The following is an 18,887-nucleotide window of genomic DNA, read 5'->3' as shown; positions in this document are numbered from 1 at the left end:
CGCGCGCGACGTTACGTGGCGTCGCGTTGGCGCGGCGCTTTCTCTTTCAGTAGGCTGGGCCGATGGGCGAGCGGGCGGACGATATCGACGTACAGGACGCCGCCTCGAGGCGGCGGGGACCGACCCGTCGTTTCGAGGCGCGCCGCCACGCGATCATCCGGTCCGCCGTGGTCGAGATGAACCGCAAGGGCGTCCGCGGCATGACGCTGGGCGAGGTCGCCGCCCGGCTCGACCTCGTGCCGACCGGGGTGATCTACTACTTCAAGAACAAGGAGGAGCTGGCCTCGGCGGCCCTGCTGCAGGGGCTGGAGTCCTTCGACGCCCTGGTGGCGGCCGGTGACGGCGCGCGCGACGCATCGACGGGCTTGGCGGCCTTTGTGCGCGCCTGGTTCGACTACCGCCGCCGCGTCAGCGCGGGCGAGGCCGACGAGATCCCGGTCTTCAACGACATCCGCGCCCTGAACTGCGCGCCGGTGAACGAGGCCTACGTACAGGTCTTCCGCCACGTGCGGACGCTATTCTCGCCTGGCGGGCGGCTGCTGCGGCCGCACGCCAACACGCGCGCCCACCTCCTGCTGTCGCAGATGCTCTGGGCGCCGGCCTGGCTGCGGCGCGTGGAGCCGACGGACTATCCCCGCACCGCCGAGCGGACGATCGACATCCTGGCCAACGGCTTCCTGGGCGACGGCGCGGCGTGGCCGAAGGTGCGGTCGCTGAACCTGGAGCGCGCCGGCGATCCCAGCGCCCAGGCCTCGTCCGAGCTGTTCCTGAGGGCGGCGACGGAGCTGATCAACGAGGAGGGCTATCACGGCGCCTCGGTCGAGCGCATCTCGGCCCGGCTGCACGTCAGCAAGGGCGCCTTCTACCACCACATCACCAACAAGGACGAACTGGTCGCGGCGTGTTTCCAACGGACGTTCGACATCATGTGGCGGGCCATCCAGGCGGCGGACGAAGTCGGCGGCACGGGGCTTGAGGTTCTGGCGACCCTCGCCGCCACGCTGATCGAACGGCAGGTCCTGGGCGCGCCGCTGCTGCGCAGCTCGGCGCTCACCACCGTGCCCGAAGGGCTTCGGGAAGGGCTCCTCGAGGCCTTCGACCGCGTGTCCTACCGCTTCGCCTCCATCATCTGCGACGGTGTCGCGGACGGCTCGATCCGGCCCCTGGACGTGAACGTCGCCGCCCAGACCTTGACGGCGGCCATCAACGCCGCGGCGGAATTGCGCTCGTGGGTCCCTGGCCCGCCAGAGGCGGTCGCGGAGCTCTACGTGCGTTCGCTGTTCGAGGGACTGGTCTCCCCTGTGAGCTGAGGCTTGACGTTCCCCGGCGGCAGGCCCCCACGCTTCAAAAGGGGCCGACAGACGCCTCGCTCGGCGGAGGAAGATTTGGCCACGCATCCCCAGGCCCCCGCGCGCCTCAGCTTCGCGACGCGCATCTTCTACGGCGTCGGCTCGGCGGCTTTCGGGGTGAAGGACAACGGCTTCTCGTACTTCCTGGCCTTCTTCTATGCACAGGTGGTGGGCCTCCCGCCGGCGAAGGTCGGATTAGCGATCATGGTCGCCCTGCTCATCGACGCCTTCATCGATCCTGTGCTGGGCCAGCTCTCGGACAACACCCGCTCGCGGTGGGGCAGGCGCCATCCGTTCATGTACGCCGCGGCCCTGCCGGTGGCCGTGTCGTACCTGTTCCTGTGGAATCCGCCGGTCGGATGGAGCGAGAACGCGCTGATCGCCTATCTCATCGTCGCCGCGATCCTGATCCGCACCTTCATCAGCGCCTACGAGATCCCGTCGGCGGCGCTCGCGCCGGAGCTGACCGCTGACTACGACGAACGGACGCGGCTCCTGTCGTACCGCTTCCTCTTCGCGTGGCTCGGCGGCTTGGCAACCTATGCGGCGGCCCTGACGTTCTTCCTCCGTCCGACGGCCGAGCATCCGGTCGGGCAACTCAATCCCGACGGCTACGCCAACTACGGCCTGTTCGCGGCAGCCGTGATGTTCATCACCATCCTGATCTCGGCGATCGGCACCCACCGGGAGATCAAGCGCCTGCCCAGCGCGCCGCACGAGAAGATCAGCCTCGGCCGCTTCTGGGCCGAGATGGGCGGCACGCTCGCCAACCGGTCGTTCCTGATGGTGCTGGGGGCGGCGTTCTTCCTGGCCATGGCCGTCGGCCTGGGCTTCGCCATCAGCCTCTACTTCGCGACGTTTTATTGGGAGTTCAGCGCCTGGCAGATCGCGGGCTTCACCGGCTCCAGCCTGCTGGCGGCGGTGATCGCCTTCACCATCACGCCGCACGTGGCGTCGCGCTTCGACAAGCGTCCGGCGTCGCTGGCCCTGGTCCCGGTCGCGGCGGTGTTCGTGCTGGGGCCGGTGGTCCTGAGGCTGCTCGGCCTGATGCCGCCGAACGGCAGCGGGACGTTGTATGCGACGGTGTTCGCCGCCAACGTGATCGGCATGTCGGCGGCGACGACGGCGGGCATCCTGTTCACGTCGATGATCGCCGATGTGGTGGAAGACGCCGAGCTGAAGACGGGCCGGCGCCAGGAGGGCCTGTTCTTCGCCGCCGCCGCGTTCGTGAACAAGGCGGTCTCGGGCCTGGGCATCTTCGGCGCGTCGCTCATCGTGGGCGCCATCCGCTTCCCCCGCGATGCGGCGCCGGGGCGGGTCGATCCCGAAATCCTGCGCGACCTCGCGCTGGTGTATGTGCCGGTGCAGGTCCTGCTCTACGGGCTCGCCACCCTGTTCCTCCTGGGGTACGGGATCACCCGGGCGAGCCATGCCGAGACGTTGCGCCAGCTCGCCGCCCGGGCGGAGCTTGTCCGGGAGGGCGCGCCGACTGGCTGAGGAGTAGACCGTGACCGTCGAGGAACTGCTGTCGCAGGATTTCGGGACAATCGCCGACGTGATCCCCGCCCAGGCGCAGGCGCTCGGGGACAAGCCGGCGATCATCGACGCCAAGCGGACGATCCCATACGCCGAGCTGGACAGCCTTATGGACCGCATCGCGGCGGCCCTGCAGCGCGACGGCGTCGGCAAGGCCGAAGTGGCGGCGATCTGCGCCACGACCTCGGCGGAGTACGGCGCCGCCTTCTTCGGGATCCTCCGCGCGGGAGCCATCGTCGCGCCGCTGGCGCCGTCCTCGACCCCTGAGAGCCTGGCCCTGCAGCTCAAGGACAGCGGCGCCAAGGTGTTCTTCCTGGACAAGGGCGTGGCTGACGCCATGGCCGGCGTGATGGGCGAGGTTACGGCCAAGCGTGTGTCGCTGGACGGTTCGGACGTGGGCGTCCCCTTCGAGCAGTGGCTGGCGCCTGAGGGGGCGAAGCCCGAGCTTCACGAGATCGACCCCGACCAGGGCTTCAACATCATCTACTCGTCGGGCACCACGGGCGCGCCCAAGGGCATCGTCCAGCCGCATCGGATGCGATGGGGCCAGATCCGGCGCGGCGTCTATCCGGAAGACGCGGTGAGCCTGATCTCGACCCCGCTCTACTCGAACACGACGCTGGTCTCATTCCTGCCGACCATCTCCAACGGCGGGACGGTGGTGCTGCTGCCCAAGTTCGACGTGGAGCAGTTCCTGAAGCTCTCGGAGAAGCACCGGGTCACACACGCGATGCTGGTGCCGGTGCAGTATCGTCGGCTCATGGCCTATCCGGACTTCGACAAGTACGACCTGTCGTCGTTCCAGATGAAGTTCTCCACCTCGGCTCCGTTCCCGGCCGAGCTGAAGGCGGAGGTGCTGCGTCGCTGGCCGGGCGGGCTGGTCGAATACTACGGCATGACGGAGGGCGGCGGCTCGTGCGGGCTGCTGTGCCACGAGTTCCCGGACAAGCTGCACACGGTGGGCAAGCCGCTGCCCGGCCATGACATCCGCCTCATCGGCGAGGACGGTCAGGAAGTGCCGCAGGGCGAGATCGGCGAGGTGGTCGGCCGCTCAGGCGCGATGATGGTCGGCTACCACAACCAGCCCGGCAAGACGTCCGAAGCGGAATGGTGGAGCCCGGAAGGCCTGCGCTACATCCGCACCGGCGACGTGGGCCGTTTCGACGAGGACGGCTTCCTCACGCTCATGGACCGCAAGAAGGACATGATCATCTCGGGCGGGTTCAACATCTATCCGAGCGATCTGGAGGCGGAGATCGTGCAGCACCCCGCGGTCCTGGAAGTCGCGGTGGTGGGCGTGCCGTCCGATCAGTGGGGCGAGACGCCGGTGGCGTTCATCGCGCTGAAGCCAGGCGCGGCGGCGACCGCCGAGGAGCTCAAGACGTGGGCGAACGCGCGGCTCGGCAAGACCCAGCGCCTGGCGGACCTCAAGATCGTCGACAGTCTGCCGCGGAGCCACATCGGCAAGGTGCTGAAGCGGGAGCTGCGGGACAGCTACAAGGCGCCCGCGAACGTCTGAGGGTGACCGCGGCGGCCGGCAGGCCGCCGCAATTCTCAGGCCCCTTCCGAGACGGTGCGAACCAGTTCGAGCAGCTTGCGGCGAAGCGCCGGCTGACCGATCCGCGGAAACGCGGCCATCAGCTCGAGCCCCTCGGTCGTGAGCATGAAGTCCTGAGCGTCCTGGGCGGACGGCGCAGCCGCTTCATCGCCTAGGCCCTCGTAGAAGTAGGTGACCTGCGTCTGCAACGCGCGGGCGATCTCCCACAGCTTCGAGGCGCTGACGCGATTGGCGCCGCGTTCGTACTTCTGGACCTGCTGGAAGGTGATCCCCAGCGACTCCGCCAGGCGCTCCTGGCTGACGCCGATCTCCTTGCGCCGCATGCGGATACGCAGGCCGACATGACGATCGACGGGATGGGGCCCGTCGCCCCGGTTGTCCAGCACGTCCTCCACCGACACCAACGCCCCCATGATGCCCTGTTGCACCGGCTTGTTCATCGTCCGAACTCCTGCGGCGGACCTGATGCAGCCGCGACGACCTCCCCCGAGGTACGTCCAGAGGTTGCGAGAAGATGCTGCGCTGCGAAAGCGCAGCCCTACCCATTTTGGGGTGGGTGCGAGTTCCTGTTTTGATCGTCCGCCGCCGAGGAAGCGGGGCCGCTCTCGGAGGAAGTCCTGCGGAGAACCGCGGCCGCGGGTGGAAGCGCCGACGGCGGGTGCGTCCGATTGTCTCGCCTAGGAACTGCGCCGGAGCGCGGCGGCGGCTGCAAGCGAGATGCAACCGCGGATAGGGCCCCTGGCCCGGGCGCGCCCGCGCCAGGGGCTGGCGTCACTTGTAACGGTCGAACCAGGCCAGGATCGCGGCGGCCTTGGCGGCCGATTGGGAAGGCCGAGCCGCCAGGCCGCCATGGCCCGCGCCCGGCACCCGCACGAGCGCCGTCGGCACGCCCTTGAGCTGCAGGGCCTGGTAATACTGCTCGGCCTCGGAGACGGGCGTGCGCAGATCCTCTTCCCCGACGACGACCAGCGTCGGCGTGGTCACGTTCCCCACCAGCGACAGCGGCGAGCGGGCCCAATAGCCCTGCGGATCTTCCCACGGCATTTTGCCGAACCAGTTCTTGGTCATGCCCACGTAGCCGTCCGCGGTGAGCATCTGGCTGGTCCAGTTGATGACCGGCTTCTGGGTGGCGGCCGCCTTGAACCGGTTGGTCTTGCCGACGATCCACGAGGTCAGCACGCCGCCGCCCGAACCGCCCGTCACATACAGGTGGCCGGGATCCACGTAGCCCTTGGCGATGGCGGCATCCACGACGCTCATCAGGTCGTCGTAGTCGTTGCCGGGGTACTTCTTGTCGATCTCGTTGGCGAAGGCGTTGCCGTAGGACGTCGAACCCCGCGGGTTGGAATAGACGACCACGTAGCCGGCCTGGGCGTAGAGCTGGACGTCGGTCGCGAACGCCGGGCCGTAGGCCTGGTGCGGCCCGCCGTGGATCTCCAGGATCAGCGGGTACTTCCTGGACGGGTCGAAGTTCGGCGGGGTGGCGATCCAGGCGTCGATCGGCTTCTTGTCGTAGGACGAGGTGACCGGCAGGTGCTCGACCTTGGCCAGCGTCTTGCCGGCGAACAGGCCGTCGTTCAGGCGGGTCAGCCGGGTGGTCTTGCCACCGCGCATGACGGCCAGGTCGGCCGGGTGCTCAGGCGTGCCGAGGGTGTAGGCGATCACTCCGCCGCGACCGACCGAGAACTCGCCGCCGGCGTAGGGGCGGTCGAGACCGCCGCCGTTCAGGCCCGTCACCACGGTCTCCATCCGGCCGTCGAGGCCGACGCGGCCCACCTTGGTGACGCCCTTGTCGACGTAGTCAAAGTAGATGGAGCGGCCGTCCGCCGACCATTGGGGCACGCCCACGCTACGGTCCAGGTTGACGGCGAGTTGGCGGATGTTCCCGCCGTTCGCGTCCATGACGTAGAGCTTGTTGTCCTCGTTGCTCAGACCCCGGTCGTCGCTGCCGATGTAGGCGATCTTCGAGCCGTCGGGCGAAGGGACCGGCGCGGCGTCGGGGCCGACGCGGGTCGTGAGCTTCGTCATCTGCCCCCCCACGACGTCGACGCGCCAGATGTCGCTCTCGTTCGGCTCGCGCTCCCAGGTCGGGTTGCGGTTGGAGGTGAAGAGGATCGCCCGCCCGTCGGCCGTGAAGTTGATCGGGCCCGCACTGTCGAACTTGCCGAAGGTCACCTGCCGCGGCTGACCGCCGTCGGCCGAGACGACGAACACCTGCCGGAAGCCCGGCTTGAGGTAGCCCTGGCCGTCGAAACGGTAGGTGACGCGGTCGATCACCTTCAGCGGTTCGGCCCACTTCGCGCCCTCGGGCCTCTTGAGCGGCGCGCCCAGCGGCTTGCCCTCGTCGAGTTCGATCATGGTGAAGGCCAGCGTCTTCCCATCGGGGGACCAGGCGATGTCGTCGGGCGCCTGCTCCAGGGTCGCGACCTTGGCCGAGCGGCCGGTCGCCACCCAGCGGACGAACAGTTGCGGCTGCGTGCCCGGCTGGGCGGCCACATAGGCGAGCCGCGTCCCGTCCGGTGACCAGCGCGGCGCGAAGCTCGTCCCCTCGTCCACGACCAGCGGCGACTGCGCGCCGGTCGAAAGGTCCGCCAGCCAGATCGACCGCTGGGTGCGGTCCGTCATGATGTCGTTGCGGCCGCGGACATAGGCCACTGCCCCGCCATCGGGGCGCACCTGGGGGTCCGAGACCTGTTGAAGACCGAAGAGATCGCGGGCGGAGAAGGTGCGGGAGGGCCCTTCCGCCACCTGGGCCGAGACAGTCGTCGCCGCAAGCGCCAGGATCGACGCCAGAACCGCTGCACGCATCTAGTTAAGTCCCCCAAAACCGGAACGCTGAACGAGGCGGGCAGAGAAAGCCGCCGCCGGGGCTTTGTCCAGCCGCGCGGGCTCGCTACATGCGTGGCCATGGCCGAAGCGTTCAACGATCTTGCCCTCCCAGCCGCGAAGGCCGCCCGCTATGCGGCGGTGGCGGAGGAGATCGCCTCGGTGCTGGCGGGGGAGCCGAACCTTACGGCTCGAATGGCGACCGTGGCCTCGATGCTGGCCAACAGTTTCGAGGACTACTTCTGGACCGGCTTCTACCTGGTCGATCCGGCCAAGGAGGGCGAGCTGGTCGTCGGCCCCTATCAGGGCACGCTGGGTTGCCTGAGGATCGCGTTCGGCCGGGGTGTCTGTGGGACGGCGGCTGCGACGCGGGAGACGCAGCTCGTCCCGGACGTGCACGCCTTCCCAGGGCACATCGCCTGCGACAGCCGCTCGGCGAGCGAGATCGTGGTCCCGGTGCTGGACGCGAGCGGCGCGCTGATTGCGGTGTTCGACGTGGATTCGGAGCGGCCGGCGGCGTTCGACGAGACCGATCGGGAATGGCTGGAGAAGATCCTCGGGGACACCTTCTCGCGAGGGTGATTGTCTTACGCTGCGTCGCCCCCATACATCTATTTCGACGCGCCCGCTCTCGAGGGCGCAGCTGAACGAACGGAGCTGTTGAGATGGGCGAGGCCTATATCGTTGCCGCGACGCGGACTGCCGGCGGGCGCAAGGGCGGCCGCGTGCGCGGCTGGCATCCTGCCGACCTGGGCGCAGTGGTGCTGAACGAGCTGGTCGACCGCTCGGGCGTCGCGCCCGACGCCGTCGAGGACGTGGTCATGGGCTGCGTCATGCAGGTGGGCGAGCAATCCACCAACATCGCGCGCAATGCGGTCCTGGCGTCCAAGCTGCCGGAGAGCGTGCCGGGCACCTCCGTCGACCGTCAGTGCGGCTCCTCGCAACAGGCCCTGCACTTCGCCGCCCAGGCGGTGATGAGCGGCACCCAGGACATCGTCATCGCCTCGGGCGTCGAGAGCATGACCCGCGTGCCGATGGGCCTTTCGGTGTCGCTGCCCTTCAAGGAAGGCTTCGGTCATCCGAAGAGCCCCCGCCAGGAAGAGCGCTATCCGAACATCCAGTTCAGCCAGTTCATGGGCGCCGAAATGGTCGCCGAGAAGTATGGCCTGACGAAGGATCAGCTCGACGAGTACGGCTACCACTCGCACCAGCGCGCCATCGCGGCCACGCAAGGCGGGGCCTTCAAGGACGAGATCCTGGCCATCGACGGCCTGGACGCCGAGGGCAACAGCGTCCGCCACGACAGCGACGAAGGCATCCGCTTCGACGTCAGCCTGGACGGCATGCGGGGCGTGAAGCTCCTGCGCGAGGGCGGCCGGATCACGGCGGCGACCTCGAGCCAGATCTGCGACGGCGCCTCGGGCGTGATGATCGTCTCGGAGAAGGCGCTGAAGGAGCACAACCTCACGCCGATGGCCCGTATCCACCACCTGTCGCTGCTGGGCCACGATCCGGTGATCATGCTGGAAGCCCCGATCCCGGCGACGGAGCGGGCGCTGAAGAAGGCCGGCATGTCGATCGACGACATCGATCTCTTCGAAGTGAACGAGGCGTTCGCCTCCGTGCCGGTGGCGTGGCTGCAGAAGACGGGCGCGAACCCCGACAAGCTGAACGTCAACGGCGGGGCCATCGCGCTGGGCCACCCGCTGGGCGCGTCGGGCACCAAGCTGATGACGACGCTGCTCTATGCGCTGAAGTCGCGGAACAAGAAGTGGGGTCTTCAGACGATGTGCGAAGGCGGCGGCATGGCCAACGTCACCATCGTCGAGGCGCTCTAGTCGCGCTATAGCGGCGGCATCATGGCCGACCGCATCATCGCAATCACGGGCGCCGCCGGCGTCCTGGGCTCCGCCGTGGCGCAGGCTGCGGCGGAGCTTCCGTGCAAGCTCGCGCTCATCGACCACGCGAAGGCGTGCCCCGGGCCGAACGGCGCCTTCATCCAAACCGGCGTGGACCTGACCGACGCCGGCCAGGCCGGCGCGGCGATCGACGCCGTCGCGGACAAGCTGGGCGGTCTCGACGTGCTGCTGAACATCGCCGGGGGTTTCCGCTGGGAGACGATCGAGGGCGGTTCCTCCGACACCTGGCCGCAGCTGTACCGGCTGAACGTGCTGACGGCGACGAACGCCAGCCGCGCCGCCATCCCGCACCTGAAGCGCAGCGCCGCGGGGCGGATCGTCAACGTGGGCTCGGCCGCGGCCCTTAAGGCCGGGCTCGGCATGGGCGCCTACGCCGCCTCGAAAGCGGGCGTGCATGCGCTCACCCAGTCGCTGGCCGAGGAGCTGAAGGCCGATGGCGTGACCGTGAACGCCGTGCTGCCCTCGATCATCGATACGCCGACCAACCGCGCCGACATGCCCGACGCCGACTTCTCCGCCTGGGTGGCGCCGAAGGACCTGGCTGCGGTGATCCTGTTCCTAGCCTCGGAGGCGGCGACACCGGTCACCGGCGCCCTCGTTCCGGTCACCGGGCGCGTCTGAGCCCCGCGTCGGGGGCCGTGTCACAAGTCCTTATCAAATCCGGCTTACGGCCCCGCTTACGCATCAAGCGTAGGGGATAGTTCCATGTACATCTCACGTGCGCGGCTGCTGGCCGCGGCGAGCCTCGTCGTGCTGTCGGGCGGCGCGGCCCAGGCGCAGGAGTCGGTCGCGGTCGAGGAGATCGTCGTCACCGCCCAGAAGCAGCAGCAGCAGGCGATCGACGTTCCGATCGCCCTGACCGCCTATGGAAGCGAGCGGCTGGAAGCCCTCGGCGTCCAGGATTTCGCCGACCTGTCCCTGTTCACGCCTGGCTTCGAGGTCCAGGACCAGTCGCCGAACAATCCGGGCTTCGTCATGCGCGGCATCACCTCGGACTCCACCGACGCGTTCGCCGAAGCCCGCGTATCGGTGTTCCAGGACGGCGTCTCCATCTCGAAGGCCCAAGGCAGCTACGTCGAGCTGTTCGACCTGGAGCGGGTCGAGGTGGCCAAGGGGCCGCAGTCGACGCTGTTCGGGCGAGGGGCGCTGATCGGAGCCGTCAACCTGATCCAGGCGAAGGCGTCCACGGCTGAGCTGGACGGCTATGCCAAGCTGGAGGTCGGCGATTATGCGTACCGTCTGGGAGAGGCGGCGCTGAACGTGCCGCTCACCGAGCAGCTGGCCGTGCGCCTGGCGGGCCGCGTCCGTTATCGCGACGGCTATGTGGACAATGCGCTGGGCGGCGACGCCTTCCAGTCGGTGGACACCAAGGCTTTCCGCGCCAGCGTCAGGTTCGAGCCGAGCGACCGGATCAGCGTGGACGTGATCGGCAATTACCAGAAGGACGACCCTACCGGCACCGCGTTCAAGTCGGGCGGCTTCTCGCCCACCAATCCGACGACGGGCGCGGTGCTCGGCGACCGCCGGCCGCAGAGCGCCGCGGCGCTGGTCACGCCGGCCGGGTTCCAGGGCGGCAGGAGCCTCGGCATCGACCGCGAAGTCTGGGGCGTCACCGGCCTCGCCAGCTTCGAGCTGACCGACGCCCTGACCCTGAATTCGATCACCGCCTATCGCGAGTACCACAGCGACGAGGTGTTCGATCCCGACGGCCTGTCGCTGCCGATCCTGACCGGGCTGAACGACGGCGACGGCGAACAGTGGAGCCAGGAGCTGCGCCTGAACTACGACGCCGGGGGCCGGCTCCGCGGCTTCATTGGCGGCGGCCTCTTCAAGTCGGACGACAGCCAGCGCACGCCGATCCAGTTCGACGAGCGGATCGCGCTCGCCGTCGTCACAGGACAGCTGAACGCCGGCGCGGCCGGCCTCGGCCTGCCGGCGACCACGCCCGCTCCGGCCGCAGTGTTCGGCAACACGGCCTTCACCGGCGCGCTTCTGCGCGGCCTCGTGGCGGCTCAGAGCGGCAACCGGCTGATCCTGACGCCGGCCCAGGCCGCGGCCATCGCGGCGAACCTGCGTGCGAACCACGTGGAAGAAACGCTGGCCACATCGGATCTCGACGCCTTCGACGTCTTCGCGGACGTGAGCTACGACGTCACCGACCGCCTGGAAGTCTCGGCCGGCGTACGCTTCACGCGCGACGAGAAGACGACCGGTTTCGGCTCGCGCGTGGTGGGCGGACGCAGCGTGCTGGGCGGCGCCATCGGCGCGGCGCAGCTGGCCGCCAGCGGCACGCCCCAAGGCATGGCCCAGGCCCAGGCGATCATCGGCGCGCTTTCGCTCCCGATCGTGCAGCAGATCCCGGAAAGCCAGCTTCCCCTGTTCGGCCTGACCTTCCAGCCGACGACCGGCAATGGCCAGGTCACCGAGCAGGACCTCAAGGACGACGGCGTCACCTGGCGCCTAGTGGCCCGCTACGAGGTTTCGGACGACGCCAACGTCTATGCATCGTACGCCCGAGGCCGACGGCCCGAGGTGCTGGCGGCGTCCGGTCCGGCCAGCCCCGGAACGGCCGGCCGCTTCGCCGCTGTCGAGGCCGAGACCGTGGACAGCTACGAGATCGGGGCGAAGGCGGCCTTGATGGACCGCCGTCTGCGCCTGGACGCGTCGGCCTATCGCTACGACTACGACAACTTCCAGACGGTCGAGCAGCGCGGCACGCTGTTCGTGACCACCAATGCGGGGAAGGCCAAGGCGTACGGCATCGAAGGCCAGGCGGACTTCGCGGTCGCCTCGAACTTCGACCTGCTGGCCACCTACGCCTACAGCCACGCACGGTTCGAGACCGGCGCCTACGACGGAAACCGGTTCCGCCTGTCCCCCGACCACTCGGTCTCGCTGGCGGCGTCGTTGCGCCTGCCGCTCGGCGACGGCGAGCTCGAAATGCGCCCGAGCTACACCTGGCAGTCCAAGGTCTATTTCGACAACAGCAACGACCGGGCGATCTTCCAGCAGCCGCCGAACGCCTTCGTGGCCGACAACCTGCAGGACGAGTTCCAGAAGGCCTACGGCCTGCTCAACCTGCGAGTCGCCTGGACGTCCGACAGGGCGCCGCTGACGGTGGAAGCCTTCGCCACAAACCTCACCGACGAGGACTACATCATCGACGCCGGCAACACCGGCGACAACCTGGGCCTGCCGACGTTCATCGCCGGCGCGCCGCGCATGGTGGGCGCCGGGATCACCTGGCGCTACTGACGCGCAGCGAGCGGCGGCGGGGCCAACCCGCCGCCGGCCTTGGCGCCATGCTCCCCGGCGCCTGTTTCCCCCGACCGGACGGCGACAGGATCTGCGTCTTCAAGACGGGGCGCCGGGCGCAGGCGGCGGGGCGACGGCTCCGGCGGGCGCGACCCGCCAGACGACGCCGCCCACGTCGTCCGCCACCAGGAGGGCGCCGCGCATATCCACCGTGACGCCCACCGGCCGGCCCTGGATCTTGTCGTCCTTGTTCAGGAAGCCCGTGAGGAAAGCCTCAGGCGGCATCTGCGGCCGTCCGCTCGCGAACGGCACGAACACCACCTGATAGCCGTTGAGCGGCTTGCGGTTCCAGGAGCCGTGCTGACCGACGAACGCGCCGCCGTGATAGCGGGCCGGGAAGGCGCCGCCGCGGTAGAACGTCAGGCCCAGGGAGGCCGTGTGCGGGCCGAGCCCGTAGTCGGGCTTGATGGCCGAGGCGACGAGGGCGGGGTTCTGCGGCTTCACCCGCTTGTCCACGTTCTGGCCCCAGTAGCTGTAGGGCCAGCCGTAGAAGCCGCCGTCCTTTACGCTGGTGAGGTAATCGGGCGGCAGGTCGTCGCCGATCTCGTCCCGCTCGTTGGAGACGGTCCACATCACCCCGGTGGTGGGCTCGAAATCGAGGCCGTTCGGGTTGCGGATGCCGCTGGCGAACACCCGCGCCCGGGCGGTCATGATGTCGTACTCCCAGATCGCGGCGCGGCCCTGCTCGTTCTCGATGCCGTTCTCGCCGACGTTCGAATTGGAGCCGACGGTGGCGTACAGCTTCGCGCCGTCGGGGCTCGCCACCACGTTCTTGGTCCAGTGATGGTTGATCGGCGGGCCCGGGAGGTCGAAGACCTTGGTCCCGGTTCCGGGCACGGCCGTGGCGCCGGGCTGATACGGGAAGGCCACCACGCCGTCGGAATTGGCCACGTAGAGCAGACCGCCGACGAGGGTCATGCCGAAGGGCTGCTTGAGCCCCTGGGCGAAGGTGGTGCGGGTTTCGGCGATCCCATCGCCGTTCGCATCGCGCAGCAGGATGATCTTGTTCGGACTTGGCCTGGCGGAGCCCACCTTCTTCATCAGCAGCTTCTGGAAGAAGCCCTTGATCCCCTGATTGGTCTTGTCGGCCTTGCTGGGCTCGGAAGCGGATTCCGCGGCCAGCACGTCGCCATTCGGCAGCGCCAGCAGCCAGCGCGGATGGTCGAGGCCTTCGGCGAAGCGCGTGACGACGAAGCCGGCCGGCGCCTTGGGCGCCGCGCCCGCCGGCCAGCCGACGACGTCCGGAACGCCGACGGTCGGCAACAGGCTCTTGCGTGGCGCGGGCAGTTCCGGATCGGGTCCGAAGCCGACCCAGGGGTCCGACGATCCGGTGGAGCAGCCGGCCAGCAGCATGCCGACGGCGAGGGCGGGCCAAGGGCGTGTCATCGGCGATCCTCCGTTTGGGCGCACCATAGCTGACGTCGGGGCGCCGTTGCGCGCGGCCGAGAATGAGGGTCCGATCCCGGCGGGAGGAGACCCATGGATCTGACGCTTACCCCGGAACTGGAGGCCTTCAGAGACGAGGTGCGGGCGTTTCTTGAGGCGCATCGGTCCGACTACGAGGCCGGGCAGCCGAAAGATGCGCTGGCCTGGCAAAGGTTGCTGATCGAAAACGGTTTCGCTGCGCGAACGATCCCGCGCGAGTACGGCGGCTATGGCGCGGCGCCCGACATCCTGAAGAGCCGGATCATCGCCGAGGCCTTCATCGCCGCCGGCGCGCCACGTGGCATCGCCAATCAGGGCGTCTCCATGCTGGTCCCGACGCTGTTGGAGGTGGGCTCGGAGGACCAGAAGCGCCGCTGGATCGCGCCCACGCTGCGGGGCGAGGTGATCTGGTGCCAGGGCTATTCCGAGCCGGGGGCAGGCTCGGACCTCGCAGCGTTGCAGACGCGCGCTGTCGAGGACGGCGAGGACTTCGTCATCTCGGGCAGCAAGATCTGGACGTCGACCGCCCACCTCGCAGACATGATGTTCTGTCTCGTGCGCACCGAGCCGGAGAAGCCCAAGCATGAGGGCATCTCCTATGTGCTGATCCCGATGGACACGCCCGGCATCGAGGTGCGGCCGCTGAAGACGATGACGGGGCACGCCGAGTTCAACCAGGTCTTCTTCACGGACGTGCGCGTGCCGCAGGCCAACGTGGTGGGCGGGCGCGGACGCGGCTGGATCGTGGCCAACACCACCCTGAAGCACGAGCGCGGCATGCTGGGCGATCCCAACGCCACGGAGGCCCGGCTGCAGGCGCTGATCGAACTGATGAAGACCGAGTCGGTCGGTGGTCAGCGGGTGATCGACAACCCCGTGCTGCGGGACCGGCTGATGCAGCTCCAGGCGCGGGTCTTCGCGATGAAGTTCAACGGCCTGCGCGTGATGACCGACGACGGCGCGGGCTTGGCGCGGCTGGTCGTGAAGCTGCAGGGCTGCGAACTGAATCACCAGGTGGCGGCGCTGGCCATCGACGCCCTGGGCGAGTTGGGCGTGCTCTACCACGACGGGCCGCACCTGCGGGCCAAGGGCGGCTGGCAGCGGAACTACATGTTCGACCTCGGCCTGATCATCGGCGGCGGCACGGCCCAGATCCAGAAGAACATCATCGCGGAGCGGGGCCTGGGATTGCCTCGCGAGCCCAAGACGGTGGAGGCGTAAGGCCATGCGGTTCGCACTGTCGGAAGACCAGGTGCTGCTGCAGGACAGCCTGACGAAGGCGCTGGCCGAACTTGCGCCGCTGGAGCGCGTGCGCCGGTTCGCGGACGAGGCCGAGCCTTCTGCGCCTGACATCTGGGCAGGGCTGACCGAACTCGGCCTGCCGGGACTGTTGATCCCCGAGGCTTATGGCGGCTTGGGGCTGACGCTCGTGGAAGCGGCGCTTGCGGCCCAAGCGCTTGGCCGGGCGGCGGCGCCGACGCCCTTCCTCGGCTCGACGGTGCTGGCGCCCCTGGCGTTGACGACGGCCGGGACGGAAGCGCAGCAGGCCGATTTGCTGCCGAAGCTGGCGGCCGGAGAGCTGACGGCTGCAGTCGCGATCCACGAACCGGTCGCCGGCGCGCGTGACGGCGCCGGCGTGACGGCCAAAGACGGCAAGCTCACCGGGCGGGCGCTATTCGCCATCGGAGCCGGCGGCGCAGACCTGCTGATCGTGGCCGACCGGACAGGCGCCTTGCACCTGGCGCGGCAGGCCCATGTGATCGAGGCGATGACCACGATCGACGCCACGCAGCAGGTGACGGAGATTAGCTTCCGAGACACGCCGGCCGAGCCGTTGATCTCCAATGGAGCGCTGGAGCGGCTGCGGGACGCCGCCTGGACGATGATCGCCGCCGACACCCTCGGCGCCTGCGACGCGATGCTGGAGAAGGCGGTCGCCTATGCCAAGGAGCGGCGCCAGTTCGGGCGGGTGATCGGCTCGTTCCAGGCGGTGAAGCACCTGTGCGCCGAGATGGCCGCCGAGATCGAGCCGGCGCGCGCGCTCGTCTGGTATGCGGCCTACGCCTTCGACCACGCGCCTGAGGAGGCCTCGCTGATGGCCGCGCACGCCAAGGCTCACACCAGCGAGATCGGCCGGTTCGTCGCCCGCACCGCGACCGAGGTGCACGGCGGCATCGGGATCACCGACCTCTTGGGCCTGCACTACTGGTTCAAGCGTATCGGCCTGAACCGGCAGCTGCTGGGCGGCCCCGAACGCGTCCGCGACACGGCCGCGCGGTTGCAGGGGCTCGCCGCCTAGGCGTGGATGGGCGGAATGCGGCCGGCCCAGGGCTGCGCCGCTTCGAGTTGATAGGCGAGCTGGAACAGCAGGTGCTCGTAGCCCACGCGAGCCGCGAACTGGCTGCCGACCGGGAGGCCTGACGGCGTCCAGTTCAGCGGCACGCTCATGGCCGGCGCGCCCACGACGTTGTGATAGGTGGTGTAGCCCACGTACTCGGTCAGACGGGCGACCAGGGTGTCGAACGGCACGTCGGGTCCCACGAAGCCCAGTGGCGGAGGCGGCGCGGCCAGCACCGGTGAGAGGATGACGTCGAACCGGTTGGCCACGAACCAGGGGTCGTAGGCCATCGCCGCCCCATGCAGGCGCTGGAGCGTGGCGTCGAGCGCGCCGGGCGGCGCCTTGGCGAACATCTCGGCCATGCCGAGGCTGAACGGCTCCAGAAGCGCCGTGTCGGGCCTGCGGCCGACAGCCTGTCCGATCGCGCCCGCGAGCTGAGCGGCGCCCGAGGCCCAGAGCAGCAGGAAGTCGTCGATGAACTCCGGCCCGGTCGGCCAGCGGGTCTCGTCCACCGTGTGCCCCAGGCTCTCCAGCAGGCGGACGGTCGCCAAGGTCGCCGTCCGCACCTCAGGCGTCGGCGCGTTGCCCGCCATGCCCTCCATGACGAGGCCGATGCGGATCTTGCGGCGCAAGGGCGTGGAGACGAAGCCCACCGCCGGAAGCTGGGCTCCCGCCCCATTGTCTTCGCAGGAGGCGAACATGGCCGCAGAGTCGCGGACGCTGCGCGTGAGCACGTGGTCGACGGAAAGATCGGTGATCTTGGTGTCGTTGCGCGCGCCGATCATTCGGCCGCGCGATGGCTTCAGCCCGAAGAGGCCGCAGCAGGAGGCCGGGATGCGGATCGACCCGCCGCCGTCGCTGGCATGGGCGAAGGGGACGACGCCAGCCGCCACCGCGACCGCGGCCCCGCCCGACGAGCCGCCGCTGGAGCGGGTGGCATCCCAGGGGTTGCGGCTCGGCCCGAAGGCGGCGGGCTCCGTGGTGGGCAGGAAGCCGAACTCCGGCGTGGAGGATTTCCCGATCGGGATGACGCCGGCGCGCTGAACGAAGGCTTCGACGATCGCCGCGTTCCGGGCGGCCGGCGGCAGCGGCAGCTGCGAGCGGGAGCCGGACCGCGTGGGCAGGCCCGCGTAGTCATCGAGGTCCTTGATCAGGAAGGGCACGCCGGGGAAGGGCCCGGAGCTCGGGCTCCGCGCCGCGCTGGCCAGCGCACGGTCGAAGTCCGACGCGACGAGGAAGTTCAGCTTGGGCTGCAAGGCGAGCGCCCGGTCGACGGCGGCGCCGACGGCTTGGGCGGGCGTGAGCTGGCCGCTGCGGATACGTGCGGCGGTCTCGGTGGCGTCCGCCCAGCCGGGCGCGGCGGAGCCGGGCTTCGGAACCGTCGCACAGGCGGCCAGAACCAGCGGCGCTCCCGCAAGCGCGCGTCGAGTGAACTGGATCATCGGCTCCCCCCAAGATCTGTTTGAGGGGAGCTTGGCCTAAGGCGTCTCGTTGCGCAAAGGCTGCGCCGGCGTCAGCTGCGCGCGGCGTGTTCGGGCTTACCCTTGCGCTTCGTGTGGGCCATCTTCTCGAGCTCCTTCTCGCTCATGGACTCGGCCATGTGCTTGGAGGGCCCCTTCAGCTTGCTCTTGGGCGTGTCGCCGCGTTTCGCCGACAGAGCGGCGCCGGCGGCCTTCTGCTGGGCGGCGGACTTGGCGGGCATGGCTTGTCTCCAGGACTGCGGCGCGCGAGCGTGCGCGGCCGCCTCCATGAACTCATGGCGCGGCGCGGGGTTCATCACCTGGACAGGAGAGACGGCTTGGCGGATCCAGCTCTGGCGACGGCGCATCGGCGGGCATTGCCTCGGCTGCGCGTGCGCCTGCGCGAGCTGTACCACGGCTCGTCGCCCAGGGCCGTGCGCTTCCGCCTGAGCGTGATCGCGCTCGACTTCGTGCTGATCGGCTTCTTCGTCGCCGCGCCGTTCCTGCGCGAGTACCCCGTCTACCTGGCGATCGACTATTTCGTGGCCTTCGTGCTGGCGGTCGACCTGGCCGCCCGGGCCCTGTCGCATTCCAGCTTGCGCGACTGGCTGCGCCGACCATCGGTCTGGGTCGACATCTTCGTGCTCGTCACGCTGCTGTTCCCGCTGTGGCTGTTCAACCTCGGCTTCCTAAGGGTGCTGCGCCTGTGGTCGCTGTTCCACTCGGACTTCTTCTGGGAGACGGTCGGCCGGCGGTACGACGAGACACGGTGGGAGGACGTGACCAAGAGCGTGGCGACCCTCGTCACCTTCGTCTTCGTCTCGACAGGGTTCGTGTACGCCAGCTTCGCCCGCAATCACCCGGGCATCGAGGGCTATCTCGACGCGCTCTATTTCACGCTGACGGCGCTCACGACCACAGGTTTCGGCGACATCACGCTGCCGGGCGCCTGGGGCAAGCTGCTCACCATCGTCATCATGGTCAGCGGCATCACCCTGTTCGTGCGCCTCGCGCAGACCCTTATCCGTCCGTATAAGGTGCGGTTCACGTGCCCCACGTGCGGGTTGATGCGGCACGACGTGGACGCCGTTCACTGCAAGGCCTGCGGGCAGCTGCTGAACATCCCGAACGACGAGTCGTAATCGAACCTTCGCACAAGTG

At 69.1% G+C, this 18,887-nt stretch carries 15 protein-coding genes; 10 read left to right on the top strand and 5 right to left on the bottom strand.

Annotated features, from left to right (window positions below; all coding sequences use genetic code 11):
- The first annotated feature begins 62 nt into the window (after positions 1-62).
- The 3 genes from ACO2Q0_RS04395 (at position 63) to ACO2Q0_RS04385 (ending at position 4,404) form a co-directional block, all read left to right on the top strand.
- A complete protein-coding gene (locus tag ACO2Q0_RS04395) occupies positions 63-1,310 on the top strand; it encodes a TetR/AcrR family transcriptional regulator (RefSeq protein WP_423350257.1) in 1,248 nt (415 codons plus the stop codon).
- Between the two features lie 75 nt (positions 1,311-1,385).
- Positions 1,386-2,846: an MFS transporter gene (locus ACO2Q0_RS04390; RefSeq protein ID WP_423350256.1), complete on the top strand. Its 1,461-nt coding sequence runs from the start codon at positions 1,386-1,388 to the stop codon at positions 2,844-2,846.
- A 10-nt stretch (positions 2,847-2,856) separates the two neighbouring features.
- Positions 2,857-4,404, top strand: coding sequence for a class I adenylate-forming enzyme family protein (locus ACO2Q0_RS04385; RefSeq protein ID WP_423350255.1), 1,548 nt, complete (start codon positions 2,857-2,859; stop codon positions 4,402-4,404).
- A gap of 35 nt (positions 4,405-4,439) precedes the next feature.
- Here ACO2Q0_RS04385 and ACO2Q0_RS04380 read toward each other — a convergent pair whose 3' ends face one another.
- Both ACO2Q0_RS04380 and ACO2Q0_RS04375 read right to left on the bottom strand, forming a co-directional pair.
- Complete coding sequence (locus tag ACO2Q0_RS04380; RefSeq protein ID WP_423350524.1) at positions 4,440-4,856, bottom strand: helix-turn-helix domain-containing protein; 417 nt, start codon at positions 4,854-4,856, stop codon at positions 4,440-4,442.
- 358 nt (positions 4,857-5,214) lie between these two features.
- Positions 5,215-7,251 carry a prolyl oligopeptidase family serine peptidase gene (locus ACO2Q0_RS04375; protein ID WP_423350254.1) on the bottom strand — a complete coding sequence of 679 codons (2,037 nt, stop codon included), beginning with the start codon at positions 7,249-7,251 and terminating at the stop codon, positions 5,215-5,217.
- Positions 7,252-7,350: 99 nt separating this feature from the next.
- Between ACO2Q0_RS04375 and ACO2Q0_RS04370 the strand changes: the two genes are divergently transcribed.
- The 4 genes from ACO2Q0_RS04370 (at position 7,351) to ACO2Q0_RS04355 (ending at position 12,443) form a co-directional block, all read left to right on the top strand.
- Positions 7,351-7,851, top strand: coding sequence for a GAF domain-containing protein (locus tag ACO2Q0_RS04370; RefSeq protein ID WP_423350253.1), 501 nt, complete (start codon positions 7,351-7,353; stop codon positions 7,849-7,851).
- Positions 7,852-7,934: 83 nt separating this feature from the next.
- Positions 7,935-9,107 carry an acetyl-CoA C-acetyltransferase gene (locus tag ACO2Q0_RS04365; protein ID WP_423350252.1) on the top strand — a complete coding sequence of 391 codons (1,173 nt, stop codon included), beginning with the start codon at positions 7,935-7,937 and terminating at the stop codon, positions 9,105-9,107.
- Between the two features lie 21 nt (positions 9,108-9,128).
- Positions 9,129-9,809 (top strand): SDR family NAD(P)-dependent oxidoreductase, encoded by a 681-nt coding sequence (locus ACO2Q0_RS04360; RefSeq protein ID WP_423350251.1) that lies wholly within the window; start codon positions 9,129-9,131, stop codon positions 9,807-9,809.
- Positions 9,810-9,893: 84 nt separating this feature from the next.
- Positions 9,894-12,443, top strand: coding sequence for a TonB-dependent receptor (locus ACO2Q0_RS04355; RefSeq protein ID WP_423350250.1), 2,550 nt, complete (start codon positions 9,894-9,896; stop codon positions 12,441-12,443).
- 99 nt (positions 12,444-12,542) lie between these two features.
- Here the strand turns inward: ACO2Q0_RS04355 and ACO2Q0_RS04350 are convergent, their stop codons facing one another.
- Positions 12,543-13,889 (bottom strand): PQQ-dependent sugar dehydrogenase, encoded by a 1,347-nt coding sequence (locus ACO2Q0_RS04350; protein ID WP_423350249.1) that lies wholly within the window; start codon positions 13,887-13,889, stop codon positions 12,543-12,545.
- 93 nt (positions 13,890-13,982) lie between these two features.
- Here ACO2Q0_RS04350 and ACO2Q0_RS04345 point away from each other — a divergent pair, with 93 nt between their 5' ends.
- Together ACO2Q0_RS04345 and ACO2Q0_RS04340 are read left to right on the top strand one after the other, a co-directional pair.
- The gene (locus ACO2Q0_RS04345; RefSeq protein ID WP_423350248.1) at positions 13,983-15,149 is read left to right on the top strand and encodes an acyl-CoA dehydrogenase family protein; all 1,167 of its coding nucleotides are present in this window, start codon (positions 13,983-13,985) and stop codon (positions 15,147-15,149) included.
- A gap of 4 nt (positions 15,150-15,153) precedes the next feature.
- Complete coding sequence (locus ACO2Q0_RS04340) at positions 15,154-16,227, top strand: acyl-CoA dehydrogenase family protein (protein WP_423350247.1); 1,074 nt, start codon at positions 15,154-15,156, stop codon at positions 16,225-16,227.
- Here the strand turns inward: ACO2Q0_RS04340 and ACO2Q0_RS04335 are convergent.
- Positions 16,224-17,708, bottom strand: a complete 1,485-nt coding sequence (locus tag ACO2Q0_RS04335) for an amidase (RefSeq protein WP_423350246.1) — start codon at positions 17,706-17,708, stop codon at positions 16,224-16,226. The genes ACO2Q0_RS04340 and ACO2Q0_RS04335 overlap by 4 nt on opposite strands.
- 71 nt (positions 17,709-17,779) lie before the next feature.
- Positions 17,780-17,968, bottom strand: coding sequence for a DUF3008 family protein (locus ACO2Q0_RS04330; protein WP_423350245.1), 189 nt, complete (start codon positions 17,966-17,968; stop codon positions 17,780-17,782).
- Positions 17,969-18,064: 96 nt separating this feature from the next.
- On the opposite strand from ACO2Q0_RS04330, the gene ACO2Q0_RS04325 reads away from it, so the two are divergent.
- The gene (locus tag ACO2Q0_RS04325; RefSeq protein ID WP_423350244.1) at positions 18,065-18,868 is read left to right on the top strand and encodes a potassium channel family protein; all 804 of its coding nucleotides are present in this window, start codon (positions 18,065-18,067) and stop codon (positions 18,866-18,868) included.
- The last annotated feature ends 19 nt before the right edge of the window (positions 18,869-18,887 follow it).

The sequence above is a fragment of the Phenylobacterium sp. VNQ135 genome (genome assembly GCF_049445735.1).
Lineage (GTDB): Bacteria > Pseudomonadota > Alphaproteobacteria > Caulobacterales > Caulobacteraceae > Phenylobacterium.
Note: the sequence above shows the minus strand (reverse complement) of the source record. Positions and strands in the feature narration are given on the sequence as shown.